The sequence below is a fragment of the Cupriavidus sp. L7L genome (assembly GCF_004353535.1).
Taxonomy (GTDB): Bacteria; Pseudomonadota; Gammaproteobacteria; order Burkholderiales; family Burkholderiaceae; genus Cupriavidus; species Cupriavidus oxalaticus_A.
Genome location: NZ_SMNY01000023.1, coordinates 67,431 through 83,006, shown reverse-complemented (window position 1 = coordinate 83,006; position 15,576 = coordinate 67,431). Strand labels below are relative to the sequence as shown.

Below are 15,576 nucleotides of genomic sequence, written 5' to 3'. Positions count from 1 at the left end.
CTGGCAGGTTGCAAGCCGGCTGTCGTAGCGCCGCGAGCAAGATCAAGCCGTGGCAGTGGCGCCGCGGCGGTCCATGTCGAGCACCGACCAGGCATAGATCGCCAGGCCGCCCAGCGCCAGCAGCAGGCCGACCCAGCCGGTCGAGGTCCAGCCATAGCCGGCTGCGATGGTCACGCCGCCCAGCCACGCGCCGAGCGCATTGGCCATGTTGAACGCCGAGTGGTTGAGCGCGGCCGCCAGTGCCTGCGCATCGCCGGCCACGTCCATCAGCCGGATCTGCAGCGCCGGGCCCAGTGCCACCACGGTGCCGACCAGCAGCACATTGGCTGCGGCCAGCCACGCATGCGGCGCGGTGAAGGTGAAGGCGCCCAGCACCAGCGCGGTCCACACCAGCACGCCGCCGATGGTCGGCATCAGCGCCTTGTCGGCCAGCCGCGCGCCGGCGAGGTTGCCCACCACCATGCCGACGCCGAACAGCGCCAGCACCACGGGGATGCCCGCGGCCGGCATGTGCGCCAGTTCGAGCATGGTCGGCTTGATGTAGCTGAACACCGAGAACATGCCCCCAAACCCGATCGCGCCGATGCCCAGCGTCAGCCACACCTGCTTGCGCCTGAGCGCCGACAGCTCGCGCAGCGGGCTGGCATGCCGGTCGGCCGGCACAAACGGCACGCAGCGCCACACCAGCAGCGCGGTCAGCGCGCCGAGCGCACCCACGATCACGAACGCCGATCGCCAGCCGAGCCAGGTGCCGACCGTGGCGGCGATCGGTACGCCGACCAGCGTCGCGCTGGTCAGCCCAAGCATCACCAGTCCTACCGCCTGCGCGCGCCGCTCGCGCGGCACCAGCCCCGCGGCGACCAGCGCCGCCACGCCAAAGTAGGTGCCGTGCGGGAAGCCGGTCAGCAGCCGCGCCACCAGCATCGACAGGTAGGCCGGCGCCATCGCGCTGGCGAGATTGCCCGCCGCGAACACCGCCATCAGCGCCACCAGCAGGTTGCGCCGCGGCCAGCGCGCGCCCAGCACCGCCAGCAGCGGCGCGCCGATGACCACGCCCAGCGCATAGGCGCTGATCAGGTGGCCGGCTTCGGGGATGGAGATGGCGAGGTCGCGCGCGGCATCGGGCAGCAGACCCATGATGACAAATTCGCCGGTACCGATGGCGAAGCTGCCGACGCCAAGCGCCAGCAGTGCGAGGCGGCCGGAACTTGCCGGCCGTCTGGCCTTTGCAGGGTGGTCGGAAAGATTCGGCGTGCTCGCATCGCGCGAGGGGCCGGAAGGCGGAACGCCGCGGACGGCGTCCGCAGCGGCGTGTGCATGTGGGGCGGCCATGTACAGGATTGCAGGGGGTTCTACGAAAATGCCGCCCGCTGCCGGGCGGGTCGATGACCCCGCCTCTGGTGATCCAGCGTGCTCCTGTGCGGCGCGCAAGGCGTTATTGTGCGGCAAAACGCGGAAACGTGCCGGCACGCCGCCGCGTTCAGCCCACGCCCGGCCCGCGCTCAGGCCTGAAGCCGGCAGCGCTCCAGCCAGTGCGCGTAAGGCGCCGGCAGTACCCACGACGGCGTCGGGCGTGGAGAGCCGACGCTGACGTTGAGCAGGTCGAGGCCGCCCTCGCGCATCGCGCGCGCCAGCTCGATCGTGCGCGCAAGGCCTTCGCGCATGCGGAGGCGGTCAAGTTGGTCGACTCTGGCCCGCCGGCGGTCGATACGCTCTGGCTGGTCCATCGTGCCGAGTGGCCGCTGTCGCCGCGCGCCGCCCGGGTGCTGGAGCACCTGCGGGCAGGAAGTCGCGCGCTGCACGGCCGCGCGGACAAGGCATTGCGCGGCATCCGGTGAAGGCCTATGCCCTAGCGGTCCTGCCGTTCGCGCCACGCCTCATACAGGTCTGGGCCTTCGTCGCGCGCCGGCAGGTAGGCCAGCTTCATCTCGCGCTGTTCGACAGGCCGCGCCAGCTCGACATAGCCGCGCTCCGCGGACAGGTCGTAAGGCGCGCCGTCTTCGTTGGAATAGGCGTAGTAGACCGCCCCGACACCGGCCAGGTACATCGCCGTCAGGCACATCGGGCACGGGTAGCCGCTGGCGTAGACCGTGCAGCCGCTCAGGTCGGGCTTGCCCAGTGCACGGCTCGCGGCGCGCACTGCCTGCATTTCGGCGTGCGCGCTGGGATCGCAGGTGGCTTCCACCTCGTTGACCGCGCGCGCCAGCACCTTGCCGTCCTTGACCACCACGGCGCCGAAGGGCCAGGTGTTGCGCTCCCGCACGTTTTCCATGGCAAGGCGGATGGAATCGATCAGATAGGTTTCCGTGGTCGACACGCGTTATCTCCTGTGAGGGCTCGGCCCTGGTTGGGCCGATGAGGTGGCTGGCTGACAGACTATAGGCCAGCGTGCGTGCGCGGCGTGCGGCAAGTTGTTATACAGCGAATTTGGTTCCAGCTCGCTGCCGGTGCTGAGCCGCAACGCGGCTTGACGGCGACGCTTTCGCCGGGACCCGGTGCGGCGCGTCACCGGCGACCGGCGTACTGCTCCGTTGCCTCCCGCTGCGCGGCTGCCATTTTCTGTGGCCAGGTACTCTTGATATACGCCAGCACGGCGATGATATCTGCATCGGACAGCAACGGTGCGAACGCCGGCATGTCGCTCTCATAGCCCTCCGGCGCGGTAACGCCCGGGACCAGGCCATTCCGGGTAATGGCAAACAGCACGGCGTCGGGATGATGCCACGTGTGGCCGGAAGCATCATGCGGAGGCGCCGGCATCCGGCCGCTTGGCAGTCGCTGGCGCCACTCGGGCTGCCCCTGCAGGCTGGCGCCATGACACGACGCGCACTGCTGCGCGTAGATCTTCCGACCCTGCGCAACCAGTACCGTATCGGAGGCATCGATGCGAAGCTGCCGCGCATCGCTTGCCTTTCCGGCAGGGATGGGCGCCTCGATATATCGCTTGGCCTGCAGCGCAACGGCGGCGGCAGCCGCCGCGCCGAGTGCGATCAGTCCAGCGATGCGCCAGCGTCGCTTGCTTGAATCTTCCATGTTGGCTCGCGTCAAGTAGCAGCCCGCCTGAGCCGCAACGCATTGGTAATGACCGAGGCAGAACTCAGGCTCATCGCCAGCGCCGCAATCATCGGCGGCCGGGGACCCATCGAGGCATCCGCTTTGCCTGTTACCGTGGCGTTGCCCCTGGCTCCTTTTGGCTGCCATGGAAGAAATGCATCAGCGGGTACGGCAACACTATCGCAAAGGGCGGCCGGGAGGCAATGTGGCTCCCCAATGTGGCTCCCCCATTGGCTCCCAAACGCGGGCGCACCCGCGAATCCATCGTATGAGGCCTTCTCTCACCAGGACGTTACGCGGCCATTACATCCCGGTAAGGTGTCTGGCGAATTGGCGCTCCCATCCATGGCCGGCAGCATGCGCTTGACGTGCGACAAAGCGCCACAACCGGCATATGCTGCAAGCAGGCAAAGGCTGCTACCATTCGTGCCACACCGGCATCACAACATGCGTACTCCCCTTCATCGGCTCTTGCTTGCCGTATTCCTGCTGAGCGCTTTCCTGACAGTGCAACTGGCAGCGGCAGCGTATGCCTGCGAGGGCAGCCGGTATTCGCTTGGCTCGATGGAGGGAATGCCCGGCATGACGGAAGCCTGCCCCGACATGGCAAAGGAAGACGCCGCGCCGGGCATGCATGACGGGCTTTGCCAGGAGCACTGCCAGCTCGGCTCCAAGTCGGCCGACCATGCAACACCCCAGGTTCCCGCCTTCCATCCGGTGCTCGTCAATATTGTGGTGCCCACCCCGGTACCGGTACTGGCACATCGCGTAGCGGTTTCCCGCGACGCAATTCCGCGCGCGCCGCCACGCCCCCTCCCTATCCTCAACTGCTGTTTCCGAACGTAGCCTCCGAAGCAACGCCTGCCATCGTGCCCTGAGCCAAAGGCGTCAGGGCGGTCGTTGCTTTGCGGAGGCTTTATGCATTTGCGTTTCCCCACCATGTGCGGGCGCCGGCTGGTGCTCGCCATCACGCTGCTTGCCATTGTCCATCCGGCACGGGCGGAATCCCTGGCCGCGCTCTCCCTGCAGGAAGCGGTCGCACGCGCATCGTCGCGTTCGACGGATGCCGAGACATCGCGGTCGGCGGTCCAGTCAGCCATTGAGATGGCAGTAGCCGGCAAGCAGTTGCCGGACCCGGTGCTGAAGGTCGGCGTCAACAACGTGCCGGCGAATGGCCCTGACCGGTTCTCGCTTGGCACGGATTCGATGACCATGAGGTCGATCAGCGTCATGCAGGAATTCACGCGCGCGGCGAAGCGCCAGGCCCGCGCCGAGCGCTTCGAGGCCGAAGCGTCTTCGGCCGAGGCCCAACGCACGGTGGCGCTGGCCGCCGTGCAGCGCGGCGCCGCCACAGCATGGCTCGAGCGCTGGTATGCCGAGCGCGCATACGGCGTGCTCACCGAACAGTCGCAGTCGATCAAGCTGCTGGTGGATGCGGCACAGGCCGCCTATCGCGGCAACCGCGGTTCGCGTGCCGATATCCTGGCGGCCGAGATTGAATGGCAGCGACTGCAGGATCGCGAAGACGAAGCCCGCGCCGCGGTCGCTTCGTCCCGGGCGATGCTGCGCCGGTGGGTCGGCGACGCTGCGGAACTGCCGCTGACCGAGCGCCCCGCGCTCGATGCGCCGGCCTGGCTCGATACGCTCGATACGCTCGACGCTGCCGGCGCCACGCAACTGCCAGAGGTTGCCGCCGCGCAGGCCCAGGTCGGCGTGGCCGACGCGGAAAGCCGCTTCGCGCGCGAGAGCAAGGTTCCGGACGTCAGCGTCGAACTGATGTACAGCCAGCGCGGTCCCGCCTATTCGAACATGGTGTCGCTGAATGTTTCGCTGCCGGTGCCGTGGGACCAGAAGAATCGCCAGGATCGCGAACTGGCCTCCAGGCTCGCGCAGGCCAATGCCGCACGGGCGCAAGCCGAATCGGTACGCCGCGGCGTGATTGGACAGCTCCGCGGCAAGCAGGCCGAACTGCAACTCGGCCGCTCGCGCCTGGAGCGCTATCGAAATGCCACCTTGCCATTGGCGAAGGCGCAGACCGAGGCGGCCCTGAGCGCCTATCGCGCCGGCGCCGGCAGCCTGACAGCGGTGGCCGAGGCCAGCCGCAAGGCGCTCGACCTCTCGCTCGAGCGGCTCAAGCTGGAGGCAGCTACCGCCAGGCTCTGGGCCGAGCTCGCTTTCCTGATGCCTTTGCCGACTGCCGCACAAGCCATGTTTCCGCAAGGAGTCCAGCAATGAAAAGGACCACGATTGCACGGGCAGGAGCAACCCTCGCTGTGGTGGCGAGCGTCGCCGGTGCCTACTACCTCGGCCAGCAACAGGGACGCCAGCATACGGCCGCGTCGACGACGCCGGCGGGCGACCCTGGCGATGCGAGCCTGAAGGCCGGGGATATCGATCCCCGAAACGGCAAGCGCATCCTCTATTGGCATGACCCGATGGTGCCGGGCCAGCGCTTTGACAAGCCTGGCAAGTCGCCATTCATGGATATGGCGCTGTCACCCGTGTACGAAGACGCCGGTGGCGGCGCGGCTGTCACCATCGATAGCCGTGTCAGCCAAAGCCTCGGCATTCGAACCGCGGAAGTCAAGCTGGGTCGCCTGGCATCCGCACTGGAAGTTCCAGGGAATGTCGCGATCGACGAACGCGGCATCGAAGTGCTGCAGGCCCGTACGACCGGGTTCGTCGAGCACACCTATGCCAGGACGACGCTGGACCCGGTCCGTAAAGGCCAGCCACTGGCGCAGATCTACTCGCCTGACTGGGTCGCCGCGCAAGAGGAGTACCTGGCCGTGGCCCGCATGAGCGGTAACCTGCAGGGCGATTTGCGCGAAGCCGCCATTGCCCGCATGCGGCAGGCCGGCATGGCCGACAGCCACATCCGCCTGGTGCAGGACACCGGCAAGCTGCAGCCGCGGCTCACCGTTGCAAGTCCGGCAGACGGCATCGTCACCGAGATCGGCGCGCGCGAGGGCATGACGGTGTCCCCCGGCACGACGCTCTTTCGCATTGCCAGCCTGGCCACGGTATGGGTGCTGGCCGAAGTGCCGGAGAGCCAGGCCGCGCAGCTACGGCCCGGACAAGCCGTGTCGGCAATCGCGGCAGCGCTGCCCGGACAAGCGCTGACTGGCAAGGTCGACGCCATCCTTCCGGACATCAACCCAGGCACCCGGACGATCAAGGTACGGATCGAGTTGCAGAACAGGGATCGTCAGTTGCTGCCTGGCATGTTCGTGACTGCCCGCTTTGGTGCCCCGCCCGGACCGGACCGGCTGCTTGTCCCGACCGAGTCGCTGATCCGCACCGGGACGCGCACGCTTGCCATGGTGGAAACCGGCCAGGGTGGCTTCAGTCCCGTCGAGGTCAAGACAGGTGCCGAGGCTGGCGGACAGACCGAAGTGATCGAGGGCCTCAAGGCCGGACAGAAGGTCGTGGTATCCGGCCAGTTCCTGATCGACTCCGAAGCCAGCCTGCGCGGTACCGCGCAGCGCATGACGGCAGCGCCAGCCGCTTCGGCACCCGCCGCCGCGGCCGCAGGGCCGGAGCACGAAGGCGTCGGGCGTGTGGAGGCGGTGAGCGCTGAAGGCATGACGATTTCCCACGGCCCGATCCAGTCGATACAGTGGGGCGCCATGACCATGGACTTTGCCGCACCGCCGACAGGCATGGCGAAGGGCTTCAAGCCAGGTGACCGCATCCGCTTCCGCTTCCGCGTGAACAACGAAGGCGCGGCGATCCTGTCGTCGGTGGAGCCCGCCAGCTCTGCACACGGAGCCAGGCCATGATTGCGCGGCTCATCCTTGCTTCCATCCGGAATCGCTTCCTGGTCCTGCTGGCCACCGCCATGCTCACCGCCTGGGGCTTGTGGGCCGTGCGCAGTACGCCGCTCGACGCATTGCCGGACCTGTCCGACGTACAGGTGATCATCCGTACGCCGCTCCCCGGCCAGGCACCACAGATCGTGGAGAACCAGGTCACCTATCCGCTGACCACGACGATGCTGTCCGTGCCCGGCGCCAGGACCGTACGCGGCTATTCGTTCTTCGGCGATTCCTTCGTCTACGTGCTGTTCGAGGATGGGACGGACCTCTACTGGGCGCGCTCGCGCGTGCTGGAATACCTGAACCAGGTGCAATCCCGGCTCCCCGCCGCCGCCAGGCCGGCGCTTGGGCCCGACGCGACCGGCGTGGGCTGGATCTACGAGTACGCCCTCATCGACAAGACCGGGCAGCACGACCTCAGCCAGTTGCGCGCCATGCAGGACTGGTTCCTGCGCTTCGAGCTCAAGTCGCTGCCCAATGTGGCCGAGGTCGCGTCGCTGGGCGGGATGGTCAGGCAGTACCAGATCGTGCTGATGCCAGACCGGCTGCGTGCCTATGGCCTATCGCAGGCCAGGGTGCTGGCGGCGCTCAAGGGTGCGAACCAGGAAACCGGAGGGTCCGTGCTGGAGCTGGGAGAAGCCGAGTACATGGTGCGGGCCAGTGGCTACCTGAAGACGCTCGATGACTTCCGCCAGATCCCGCTGGTAACCAGCGAGGCCGGCATCCCGGTACGGCTCGGCGACGTGGCCACCGTTCAGTTCGGCCCCGAGATGCGGCGCGGCATTGCCGAGCTCGATGGCCAGGGCGAAGTCGCGGGCGGCGTCATCGTGATGCGATCCGGCAAGAATGCACTGGAGACCATCGACGCGGTCAAGGCCAGGCTTGCCGCCCTGCAGACGAGCCTGCCAAAGGGCGTGGAGATCGTGACCACCTACGATCGCTCGGCGCTTATCCATCGCGCCGTGGATAACCTGACGGCCAAGCTCATCGAGGAATTCATCGTGGTGGCGCTGGTCTGCCTGGTGTTCCTGTTTCACCTGCGCTCGGCCCTGGTCGCCATTGTCTCGCTGCCGCTCGGCGTGCTGGCTGCGTTCCTGGTCATGCGCTATCAGGGCGTGAACGCCAACATCATGTCCCTTGGCGGCATCGCCATCGCCATTGGCGCGATGGTCGATGCGGCGGTGGTGATGATCGAGAATGCGCACAAGCACCTGGAGCACTGGCACGCCGACAACCCGGGAGGGGAACTGTCCGCACGGGAGCGATGGCGCATCGTCGGCGATTCCGCTGCGGAAGTCGGTCCGGCCCTGTTCTTCTCGCTACTGATCATCACGCTCTCGTTTATCCCGGTATTCACGCTTGAAGCGCAAGAGGGGCGGCTCTTCTCGCCGCTGGCGTTTACAAAGACCTACTCGATGGCCGCCGCCGCGGGCTTGTCGATCACGCTGGTGCCGGTGCTGATGGGTTACATGATCCGCGGCAAGATTCCACTGGAACAGGCCAATCCGCTCAACCGGTGGCTGATCCGTGGCTACCAGCCATTGCTCGCCAGGGTGCTCTCGCATCCGAAGATCACACTGGCAATCGCGGCGCTGCTGCTGGTAGCGAGCGCCTGGCCGATCATGCGCATCGGTGGCGAGTTCATGCCGCCTCTCGATGAAGGAGACCTGCTGTACATGCCTTCGGCGTTGCCCGGGCTCTCCGCCGGCAAGGCGGCGCAGCTGCTGCAACAGACCGACCGCCTGATCAAGACCGTGCCCGAGGTTGCGACCGTGTTCGGCAAGGCCGGCCGCGCCGATACCGCCACCGATCCGGCTCCCATCGAGATGTTCGAGACCACCATCCAGTTCAAGCCACGCGATCAGTGGCGTGCGGGCATGACCACCGACAAGCTGGTGGAGGAACTGGATCGCGTGGTGAAGGTGCCGGGCTTGTCGAACATCTGGGTGCCGCCGATTCGCAACCGGATCGACATGCTCGCCACGGGGATCAAGAGCCCGGTCGGCATCAAGGTGGCCGGCACGGACCTGATGGAGATCGACCGGCTGGCCACCCGCATCGAGGAAGCCGTCAAGAACGTCCCGGGCGTCACCTCCGCGCTGGCCGAACGCCTTACCGGCGGCCGCTATATCGACGTCGATATCGACCGCAGGGCCGCGGGCCGGTATGGCCTCAATATCGAGGACGTGCAAGGCATCGTGTCATCCGCGATCGGTGGCGAGAATGTCGGCGAAGTGGTCGACGGACTGGCGCGCTTTCCGATCAACGTCCGGTATCCGCGCGACTACCGCGATTCCATCGAGCAATTGCGAAGCCTCCCCATCGTGACCGACAAGGGGTTGCAGATCATGCTGTCCGACGTGGCCCGCGTTGAAGTCGTGCAGGGCCCGCCGATGCTGCGCAGCGAGAATGCGCGCCTGTCCGGCTGGATCTATGTCGACATTCGCGGACGCGACCTGCGTTCCGCCGTGCACGACATGCAGGCCGCGGTAGCAAAGGCGGTGCCGATGCCCGCGGGCTACTCGCTGAGCTGGTCGGGCCAGTTCGAGTACCTGGAGCGCGCCACCGGCAGGCTGAAGGTCGTGGTACCGTTCACGCTGCTGATCATCTTCGTGCTGCTCTACCTGGTATTCGGCCGCCTGGATGAGGCGATCCTCATCATGGGCACCCTGCCGCTCGCCCTGATTGGTGGATTCTGGCTGCTTTATCTGCTCGGCTACAACCTGTCCGTGGCCGGCATTGTCGGGTTTATCGCGCTGGCTGGCGTCGCGGCGGAGTTCGGCGTGATCATGCTGCTCTACCTGAAGCAGGCATGGGCCGAGCGCATCAAGAACGGAGAGACCGGCGTCACGGATTTGCTGGATGCGATCCAGGAAGGCGCAGTCCTGCGCGTTCGCCCCAAGGCGATGACCGTCGCCGTCATCCTGGCTGGCCTGGTTCCCATCATGTGGTCGCACGGCACCGGCTCCGAGGTCATGCAGCGTATTGCGGCCCCCATGGTCGGCGGCATGGTGACCGCCCCGCTGCTATCGATGTTCGTGGTACCGGCCGTCTACTTGTTACTGCGCCGCCGTCACGCGAAGGCGGCTTCTTCTCTTTCCCCCGATCCCTCACTTCAGGAGGACCCGAAATGAACCACGTCAAGACGTTCGCTGCCGCCCTGGCCCTTGCTGCCACGCCGGTCGCATTTGCTGCCGGCTCGATGGACAGCATGGACATGAAGACGCCTGCCGCAACCCGGCAAGCCCCACGCGCCGTTGCGGCCGAAATCAAAAAGATTGATGCGCGGACCGGGAAGGTCACGCTCAAGCATGGGCCGATCGAGAACCTCGGGATGCAGGCAATGACCATGGCGTTCCCGGTCAAGGACCCTGCTTCGTTGAAGAACTTCAAGGAAGGCGAGTCGGTTTCCGCTATCTTCGACACGATCGAAGGGAAGCCGACAGTGATTGACCTACGGCACAAGTAAGGCAAGGCGCGGTGGCACACGGCAAATGGCCGGAACGGCATTTCCCGGGGCCACGCCGGTGACCGGAGCATGCAGGCGATCGCCCGCAAAACGTGCTTGGCGCGTCCTAGAGGATTCGAACCTCTGACCGCTCGCTTAGAAGGCGAGTGCTCTATCCAACTGAGCTAAGGACGCGAAGGCGTGCATTCTACCGCAGCGCCGGCCCGCAGTGCGGATCGGAGGCGTTCAGGAAGCCAGGCGCTCGTTCGCGCGGGTGACGTAGCGGCCCGCCGCCGACGCATGGTTGCCGGCAACCGGGTGCATCGATACGCCGTTGCGGCCTTTGAGCTTGGCGTCATACAAGGCGCGGTCGGCGCGGCGCATCAGCGCGTCGGCGCCCTCCCCGGGGTTGCGCGTGGCAAGGCCGATGCTGACGGTGTAAGCGATTGCATCCGGCTCGGAAGGACAAGGGCTCGCGCGCACGGCGGTCGCCAGCCGCATGCAGGCCAGCCGGCCATTTTCCATCACGGTATCGGGCATGACGATGGCAAACTCTTCGCCGCCGAGTCGCCCGAGCACGTCGTGCGGGCCGCTGGTACGCCGCAGCAGCCCGGCGAAGTGGCGCAGCACGCTGTCGCCGGCCAGGTGGCCGTAGACATCGTTGATCGCCTTGAAGTGGTCCAGGTCCACAAAGGCCACGGTCAACGGCTTGCGCTGGCGCTCGGCCTGCAGGCAGGCTTGCTCCAGCGCTTCCCAGAAGGCGCCGCGCAGCAGCACGTCGGTCAGGTCGTCATGCCGCGCGCGCCGCTCCAGCATGCGCCGCAACCGGTCATGCGCCATCAGCGCAAAGCTGACCGAGAGGCCAACCAGCGCAAAGACGTTGAGCATGGCCAGTTCGCCGTCCCACGGCAATGGCCGCGGCCAGGCGCCGCCCTGCACCAGCGCGGCAACCGGCAAGGCCATGGTCCATGCATTGGTCGCGGCCACGGCAAGGGCAATCAGCACCAGCGAAGCGGCAGCCAGGCGCCCGACGCCGCGGGAAGTCCGCACCGATGGGCCGATGCTGCGGGTCACGTCGAGCAGCAAGCCGATATGGCATGCCGTCAGCAGCGGCGCCATCTGCAGCCCTGCCAGCGGCGCATCGGGGATGCCGGCTGCCACCAACTGCCATGCCACGCCGACAGCGGCAGCCAGGCAGGTTCCCAGTAGGAGCCCGGTCTTGCCGGAGCGACCAGCAAAATGACGCGCCCCGATCGCCATCAAGGCGAACGCAGCCAGCAACGCGAGATCGGTTGCGTCCGGCACCAGCCACGCGGGGCGCGCGTCCTGCACCGCAGCCAGCACCGAGCCGATCGCCGCGGCGGCATTGCCCAGTGCCCATGACGTCAGGCCACTGCGGCCCATGCCCGCGGATCGACGCAATACGACGCAAACCACCGCCATCTGCACGGCAAACAGCCCTGCGATGAGCACCACAATATGCGACTGAAACATCTTCATTCCCGTCCAAGGCGACCAACGGCGCCCCGCCAGGCGCCGCCTTTCCCCTTTTTATGCCGGTCCTGTGCCGGACCGTTGTCATCGATTGCCGCATATCCTGTGTCGGGCCGCCGTGGCGTTGCCAGCGGCAAAGCCAACGCGCCGAGGCGCTCGCCAGGACAGGGAGCGCCGTTCTTGTTATGGTGATCAGGCCAGTCCGGAAGGAATCTGCAAACCGGCATTCCCGACATCACGCCGGTCGGACTAAGAGCGGTGTGCGGATTATCGCAGCGCGCAAACCCAAGTCAAGCCAAAGTGTCCCCCGCCAAAAGGGGGAGCGCGCCCGCGGAACGGCTCGCGCACCGCGATGTGCCGGATACGCCAGATTGACCGGCCCTGCCGGCGCGCGCTACAATGCTCGGCTTCGGGGCGTAGCGCAGCCTGGTAGCGCATCTGATTTGGGATCAGAGGGTCGCATGTTCGAATCATGTCGCCCCGACCAGTTTTAAGTTTGGCTTCAAGGAACACGGCCTGGACAGCAATGTCCAGGCCGTTTTTCTTTCTGCCCGCCCCAGCGCGACTGCGTCGGACCCGCTCACCACCGCGGCATCATGTCGGGCCAGAGCAGTGCGGCCGCGATCAGCAGCAGCACCACTGCCGCCAGCACAAGGCCGCGGCTGGCACTGTCGTGTTGCTTGTCGACCTGAGGCTGCCAGCCCGGGCCGCCGTCCCGTTGTGGCGATACGGGCGCTGTCGGCGCCGCATTGGCCGGGGAGGCCGCCGCGCCGTGCACGACAGTCCGCGGCACATAGTCCGGCTGCGCCAGCAGGAAGCCCATCGGCGTGGCCTGCCCTACCGCTCCCATCTGCTGGAAGAGGAGCTTGGACAGCGCCAGGCAGTCGTCCAGCGCGATTTGCGGTCGCGGCCGGAAGATGCGCAGGTGTTCGCACAGCGTATCGAGCTTGTGGTTGGGAGCATGGAAATACTGGGACCAGCGCACCTGGCGCACCGAGCAGCGCCAATGCTTGCGCTGTACCTCGGGCAGCACCTTTTCCAGCATGCGCACATTGAATTCGGCCCCATGGGCGACCAGCACGTCAGCATCCTCGACGATGGCACGGATCGCACCGACATCGAAGCGCTGCCCGCGCAGCATTTCGGCGGTCAGGCCGTGCATGCCGGTAGCGGCCTCGCTGATCGGCACGGTGGGCTCCTGCGAACCGTAGTAGTCAGTGATTTCGCGCACGAGACTGCCCGCCCTCGGCGCTACTTCGACAAGCAGCAGGCCGATGCTGACAGGCTCGTCCACTGGCGTGAGCCCGGTTGTCTCGGTACTGACGATTGCGACCCGCATGGGCACTCCGGTGTAGCCGTCCGCAAGGCACGTTGGCGGCGGCCGCTATGGTCGTTTGCCTCTAGCGTAGTGCGGGGGTGCCAAACGTCATATCAACCAGATGGGCTAGCCGGAGGCGCCATCGGTTGGAGATGGCCGGCGCCTCGGCACCAGGCCGGCCATCTCAGGCCTGCTGCGGGTCGGTGGAATCGCCGCGGCGCCGCTCGAGATTCACGTACACATCCGCCGCGACCAGCCCGAACAGTGCGTGGGCGAACAGGCTTTCCCACCCGCGCGCCTCGTCGAACCAGTTGAAATAGCTGCCGAACACATAAAAATTGACCAGGTAGACCACCACGCCGAACACGATGCCGACCAGCGACGCCAACCCCATGCTGGAATCGAGACGGAATGAGGACAGGATCATCGCCAGCACTGCCGAAAGTATGATCGACAGCGCAAAATGAACCGTGCCGGCCGACAGCACCACGGTCCAGTTGAAGGCATCGGCGGAAAGCGCTTCGCGGCCGAGGATAATGGCCGCCACCATCTTCACCGTGCCCCAGGCGCCCTGGTACAGCAGGAAGCGCGCCGTCAGCAGCTCAAGCACCATATACACTGCACCGGCGATCAGCCCGGCCACCACGGCGGCCCGCCAGTCCGGAGTGCAGCGGACGAAGCGGTGCGAGTCCAGATGGAGTTCCATGGCAGTCTCCTTGCGAGATTCCGGCCCCGCTGACTCCCGGCGGCCGTACGAGTTAGTTCTAGCTCATACGAGGCAAATACCAAGGCATGCCGGATACGCGAAGCGCTTCTTACATCACCTGACATGGCATGGACCATGCGCTGCACAATGCGCAGTTGTCCCACGGCTTCCCCATGTTCGCAGGGGCAATGCTGCAACTGCGTACGTGATACAATATGCGAGCAAGTAGCCCCGGGGTGTCCGTGCATCCCTGTAACCGGGCGTTCTCACCAGCGCGCTCTCGCGAGCGCTCAGCAGCAGCCGGCGCGGCCATCCGCGGCGACACCAGAACTGGCGAACCACCGGGTACACCTGCCCGCCCTGCTCCGCGTAGCGAACGGCCACCCAGGCCGTCACCGGCAGTGTCCACGCCAGGCAATCCGTGCCCGCCTGGCCGGGGCGCGACCGGCATGGATCGAGTATCTGGCGCCACGCGTGGCGCCGCGCGGCATCGTCCGCGTGCGCCTGCCCCGAACGACTTCATTGGCGCGGTTCGCCAGCCTGGCGAATGTGCGCCGGTTCGCGCCGTGCCCTCGGGCCGGACGAACCGGACCGGAATTTTTGATAACGCAACCATGCAGCCTTCGCGGGCTGCCGAAAAGGAAAGCAGATTGGCTAAGGAAGAACTCATTGAATTTGGCGGCGTGGTGTCGGAAGCCCTGCCCGACAACCGCTATCGTGTCACGCTGGAAAACGGCGTGGAAATCTGGGCATACGCTTCGGGCAAGATGCAGAAGCACCGCATCCGCATCCTGGCCGGCGACCGCGTCACCCTGGAAATGTCGCCCTACGACCTGACCAAGGGCCGCATCAACTTCCGCCACAAGTCCTGAGTCTTCGCACGGCCGGAGCCCGCCGCTCCTGCCGCACAAGTGAATTCCGGGGCGTTGCCGACGCGCTGTCATGGAGCTGACACCGCGCCCGGACACACTTGCGGGCTGCCCGACGGGCGGCCCGACTTCGTTTACGGCAATTCGTGGCACCAGCCATCCGCTTGCGCTGGTCGGGCAGCTTCACCATACTCGAAGCATCACCCTCGCCACACCCGACATGAACCTGATCCTCTGGCGCCACGCCGAAGCCGAAGACCTCCCCGACGCCCTCAGCCTGAGCCGCCATGCCGACATGCAGCGGCCCCTGACGCGCCGCGGCCGCAAGCAGGCGGAGGCGTCCGCCAAATGGCTGCGTGCGCACCTGCCATCGGACACGCGCGTGCTGTGCAGCCCCTCCGTACGCACCCGCGAAACCGCGGCGGCGTTGACGGGCAACGCGCAGATCGTCGAGGAGCTGGCCCCCGGCGCCGACGTCAGCGCGGTGCTGGCCGCGGTGCAATGGCCCGAACGCACCGAGCACGTGGTGGTCGTCGGGCACCAGCCATGGATCGGCCGCGTCGCCAGCCTGCTTCTGGCCGGCAACGAGATGGACTGGAGCGTGCGCAAGGCAGGCATCTGGTGGCTGACTGGACGGACCCGCGAAAGCGAGGCACAGACCGTGCTGCGCGCGGTTATCAATCCCGAATTTCTCTGACGCGGCCCAGATATTTCCGACTTCGCCATTGCAGCCGGCACGCATGAGCCGGCTGCAGCTTCTGGCATGGCCGGCATGGTCGCGCCCGGCAAAAATCCGAAATAGCTGATGGCAGCCGCATTCTCCGCTCCCTAGAGTCGCTACGGCGCAGCCCTCTGGCCGCGCCGCCCTC

The 15,576-nt window shown here is 66.6% G+C and carries 15 protein-coding genes and 2 tRNA genes; 9 read left to right on the top strand and 8 right to left on the bottom strand.

All coding sequences use genetic code 11. The features are described 5' to 3' along the window. Positions 1-42 precede the first annotated feature (42 nt). Positions 43-1,332 carry an MFS transporter gene (locus E1J61_RS21955; protein WP_133096113.1) on the bottom strand — a complete coding sequence of 430 codons (1,290 nt, stop codon included), beginning with the start codon at positions 1,330-1,332 and terminating at the stop codon, positions 43-45. 170 nt (positions 1,333-1,502) lie between these two features. After that, positions 1,503-1,664: a hypothetical protein gene (locus E1J61_RS37465; protein WP_165971515.1), complete on the bottom strand. Its 162-nt coding sequence runs from the start codon at positions 1,662-1,664 to the stop codon at positions 1,503-1,505. Between the two features lie 15 nt (positions 1,665-1,679). Between E1J61_RS37465 and E1J61_RS37460 the strand changes: the two genes are divergently transcribed. After that, the gene (locus E1J61_RS37460; protein WP_165971518.1) at positions 1,680-1,838 is read left to right on the top strand and encodes a hypothetical protein; all 159 of its coding nucleotides are present in this window, start codon (positions 1,680-1,682) and stop codon (positions 1,836-1,838) included. A gap of 11 nt (positions 1,839-1,849) precedes the next feature. Here the strand turns inward: E1J61_RS37460 and E1J61_RS21950 are convergent, their stop codons facing one another. Both E1J61_RS21950 and E1J61_RS21945 read right to left on the bottom strand, forming a co-directional pair. Then, positions 1,850-2,317: a nucleoside deaminase gene (locus E1J61_RS21950; protein WP_195431970.1), complete on the bottom strand. Its 468-nt coding sequence runs from the start codon at positions 2,315-2,317 to the stop codon at positions 1,850-1,852. A gap of 188 nt (positions 2,318-2,505) precedes the next feature. Then, complete coding sequence (locus E1J61_RS21945; RefSeq protein ID WP_133096134.1) at positions 2,506-3,033, bottom strand: cytochrome c; 528 nt, start codon at positions 3,031-3,033, stop codon at positions 2,506-2,508. A gap of 468 nt (positions 3,034-3,501) precedes the next feature. Here E1J61_RS21945 and E1J61_RS21940 point away from each other — a divergent pair, with 468 nt between their 5' ends. The 5 genes from E1J61_RS21940 (at position 3,502) to E1J61_RS21920 (ending at position 10,341) form a co-directional block, all read left to right on the top strand. Further along, positions 3,502-3,900: a copper resistance protein gene (locus tag E1J61_RS21940; RefSeq protein WP_133096112.1), complete on the top strand. Its 399-nt coding sequence runs from the start codon at positions 3,502-3,504 to the stop codon at positions 3,898-3,900. A 72-nt stretch (positions 3,901-3,972) separates the two neighbouring features. Further along, positions 3,973-5,289 (top strand): TolC family protein, encoded by a 1,317-nt coding sequence (locus E1J61_RS21935; protein WP_133096111.1) that lies wholly within the window; start codon positions 3,973-3,975, stop codon positions 5,287-5,289. Then, positions 5,286-6,836 (top strand): efflux RND transporter periplasmic adaptor subunit, encoded by a 1,551-nt coding sequence (locus E1J61_RS21930; RefSeq protein ID WP_133096110.1) that lies wholly within the window; start codon positions 5,286-5,288, stop codon positions 6,834-6,836. Before E1J61_RS21935 ends, E1J61_RS21930 begins: the two co-directional genes overlap by 4 nt. After that, positions 6,833-10,006, top strand: a complete 3,174-nt coding sequence (locus tag E1J61_RS21925; protein ID WP_133096109.1) for an efflux RND transporter permease subunit — start codon at positions 6,833-6,835, stop codon at positions 10,004-10,006. The genes E1J61_RS21930 and E1J61_RS21925 overlap by 4 nt, the downstream gene beginning before the upstream one ends. After that, positions 10,003-10,341 (top strand): copper-binding protein, encoded by a 339-nt coding sequence (locus E1J61_RS21920; RefSeq protein ID WP_133096108.1) that lies wholly within the window; start codon positions 10,003-10,005, stop codon positions 10,339-10,341. The genes E1J61_RS21925 and E1J61_RS21920 overlap by 4 nt, the downstream gene beginning before the upstream one ends. A 97-nt stretch (positions 10,342-10,438) precedes the next feature. On the opposite strand, the gene E1J61_RS21915 is transcribed toward E1J61_RS21920, so the two are convergent. Both E1J61_RS21915 and E1J61_RS21910 read right to left on the bottom strand, forming a co-directional pair. After that, positions 10,439-10,515, bottom strand: a tRNA-Arg gene (locus tag E1J61_RS21915). Positions 10,516-10,566: 51 nt separating this feature from the next. Then, complete coding sequence (locus E1J61_RS21910; RefSeq protein WP_133096133.1) at positions 10,567-11,814, bottom strand: GGDEF domain-containing protein; 1,248 nt, start codon at positions 11,812-11,814, stop codon at positions 10,567-10,569. Between the two features lie 410 nt (positions 11,815-12,224). Between E1J61_RS21910 and E1J61_RS21905 the strand changes: the two genes are divergently transcribed. After that, positions 12,225-12,301 (top strand) — tRNA-Pro (locus E1J61_RS21905). A 93-nt stretch (positions 12,302-12,394) separates the two neighbouring features. On the opposite strand, the gene E1J61_RS21900 is transcribed toward E1J61_RS21905, so the two are convergent. After that, positions 12,395-13,153 carry an exonuclease domain-containing protein gene (locus E1J61_RS21900; protein WP_133096107.1) on the bottom strand — a complete coding sequence of 253 codons (759 nt, stop codon included), beginning with the start codon at positions 13,151-13,153 and terminating at the stop codon, positions 12,395-12,397. A 163-nt stretch (positions 13,154-13,316) separates the two neighbouring features. Beyond that, positions 13,317-13,838: a hypothetical protein gene (locus tag E1J61_RS21895; protein ID WP_133096106.1), complete on the bottom strand. Its 522-nt coding sequence runs from the start codon at positions 13,836-13,838 to the stop codon at positions 13,317-13,319. 650 nt (positions 13,839-14,488) lie between these two features. Between E1J61_RS21895 and infA the strand changes: the two genes are divergently transcribed. After that, complete coding sequence (gene infA / locus E1J61_RS21890; protein ID WP_008641674.1) at positions 14,489-14,710, top strand: translation initiation factor IF-1; 222 nt, start codon at positions 14,489-14,491, stop codon at positions 14,708-14,710. 217 nt (positions 14,711-14,927) lie between these two features. Continuing rightward, positions 14,928-15,404, top strand: a complete 477-nt coding sequence (locus E1J61_RS21885) for a histidine phosphatase family protein (RefSeq protein WP_133096132.1) — start codon at positions 14,928-14,930, stop codon at positions 15,402-15,404. Positions 15,405-15,576: the final 172 nt, after the last annotated feature.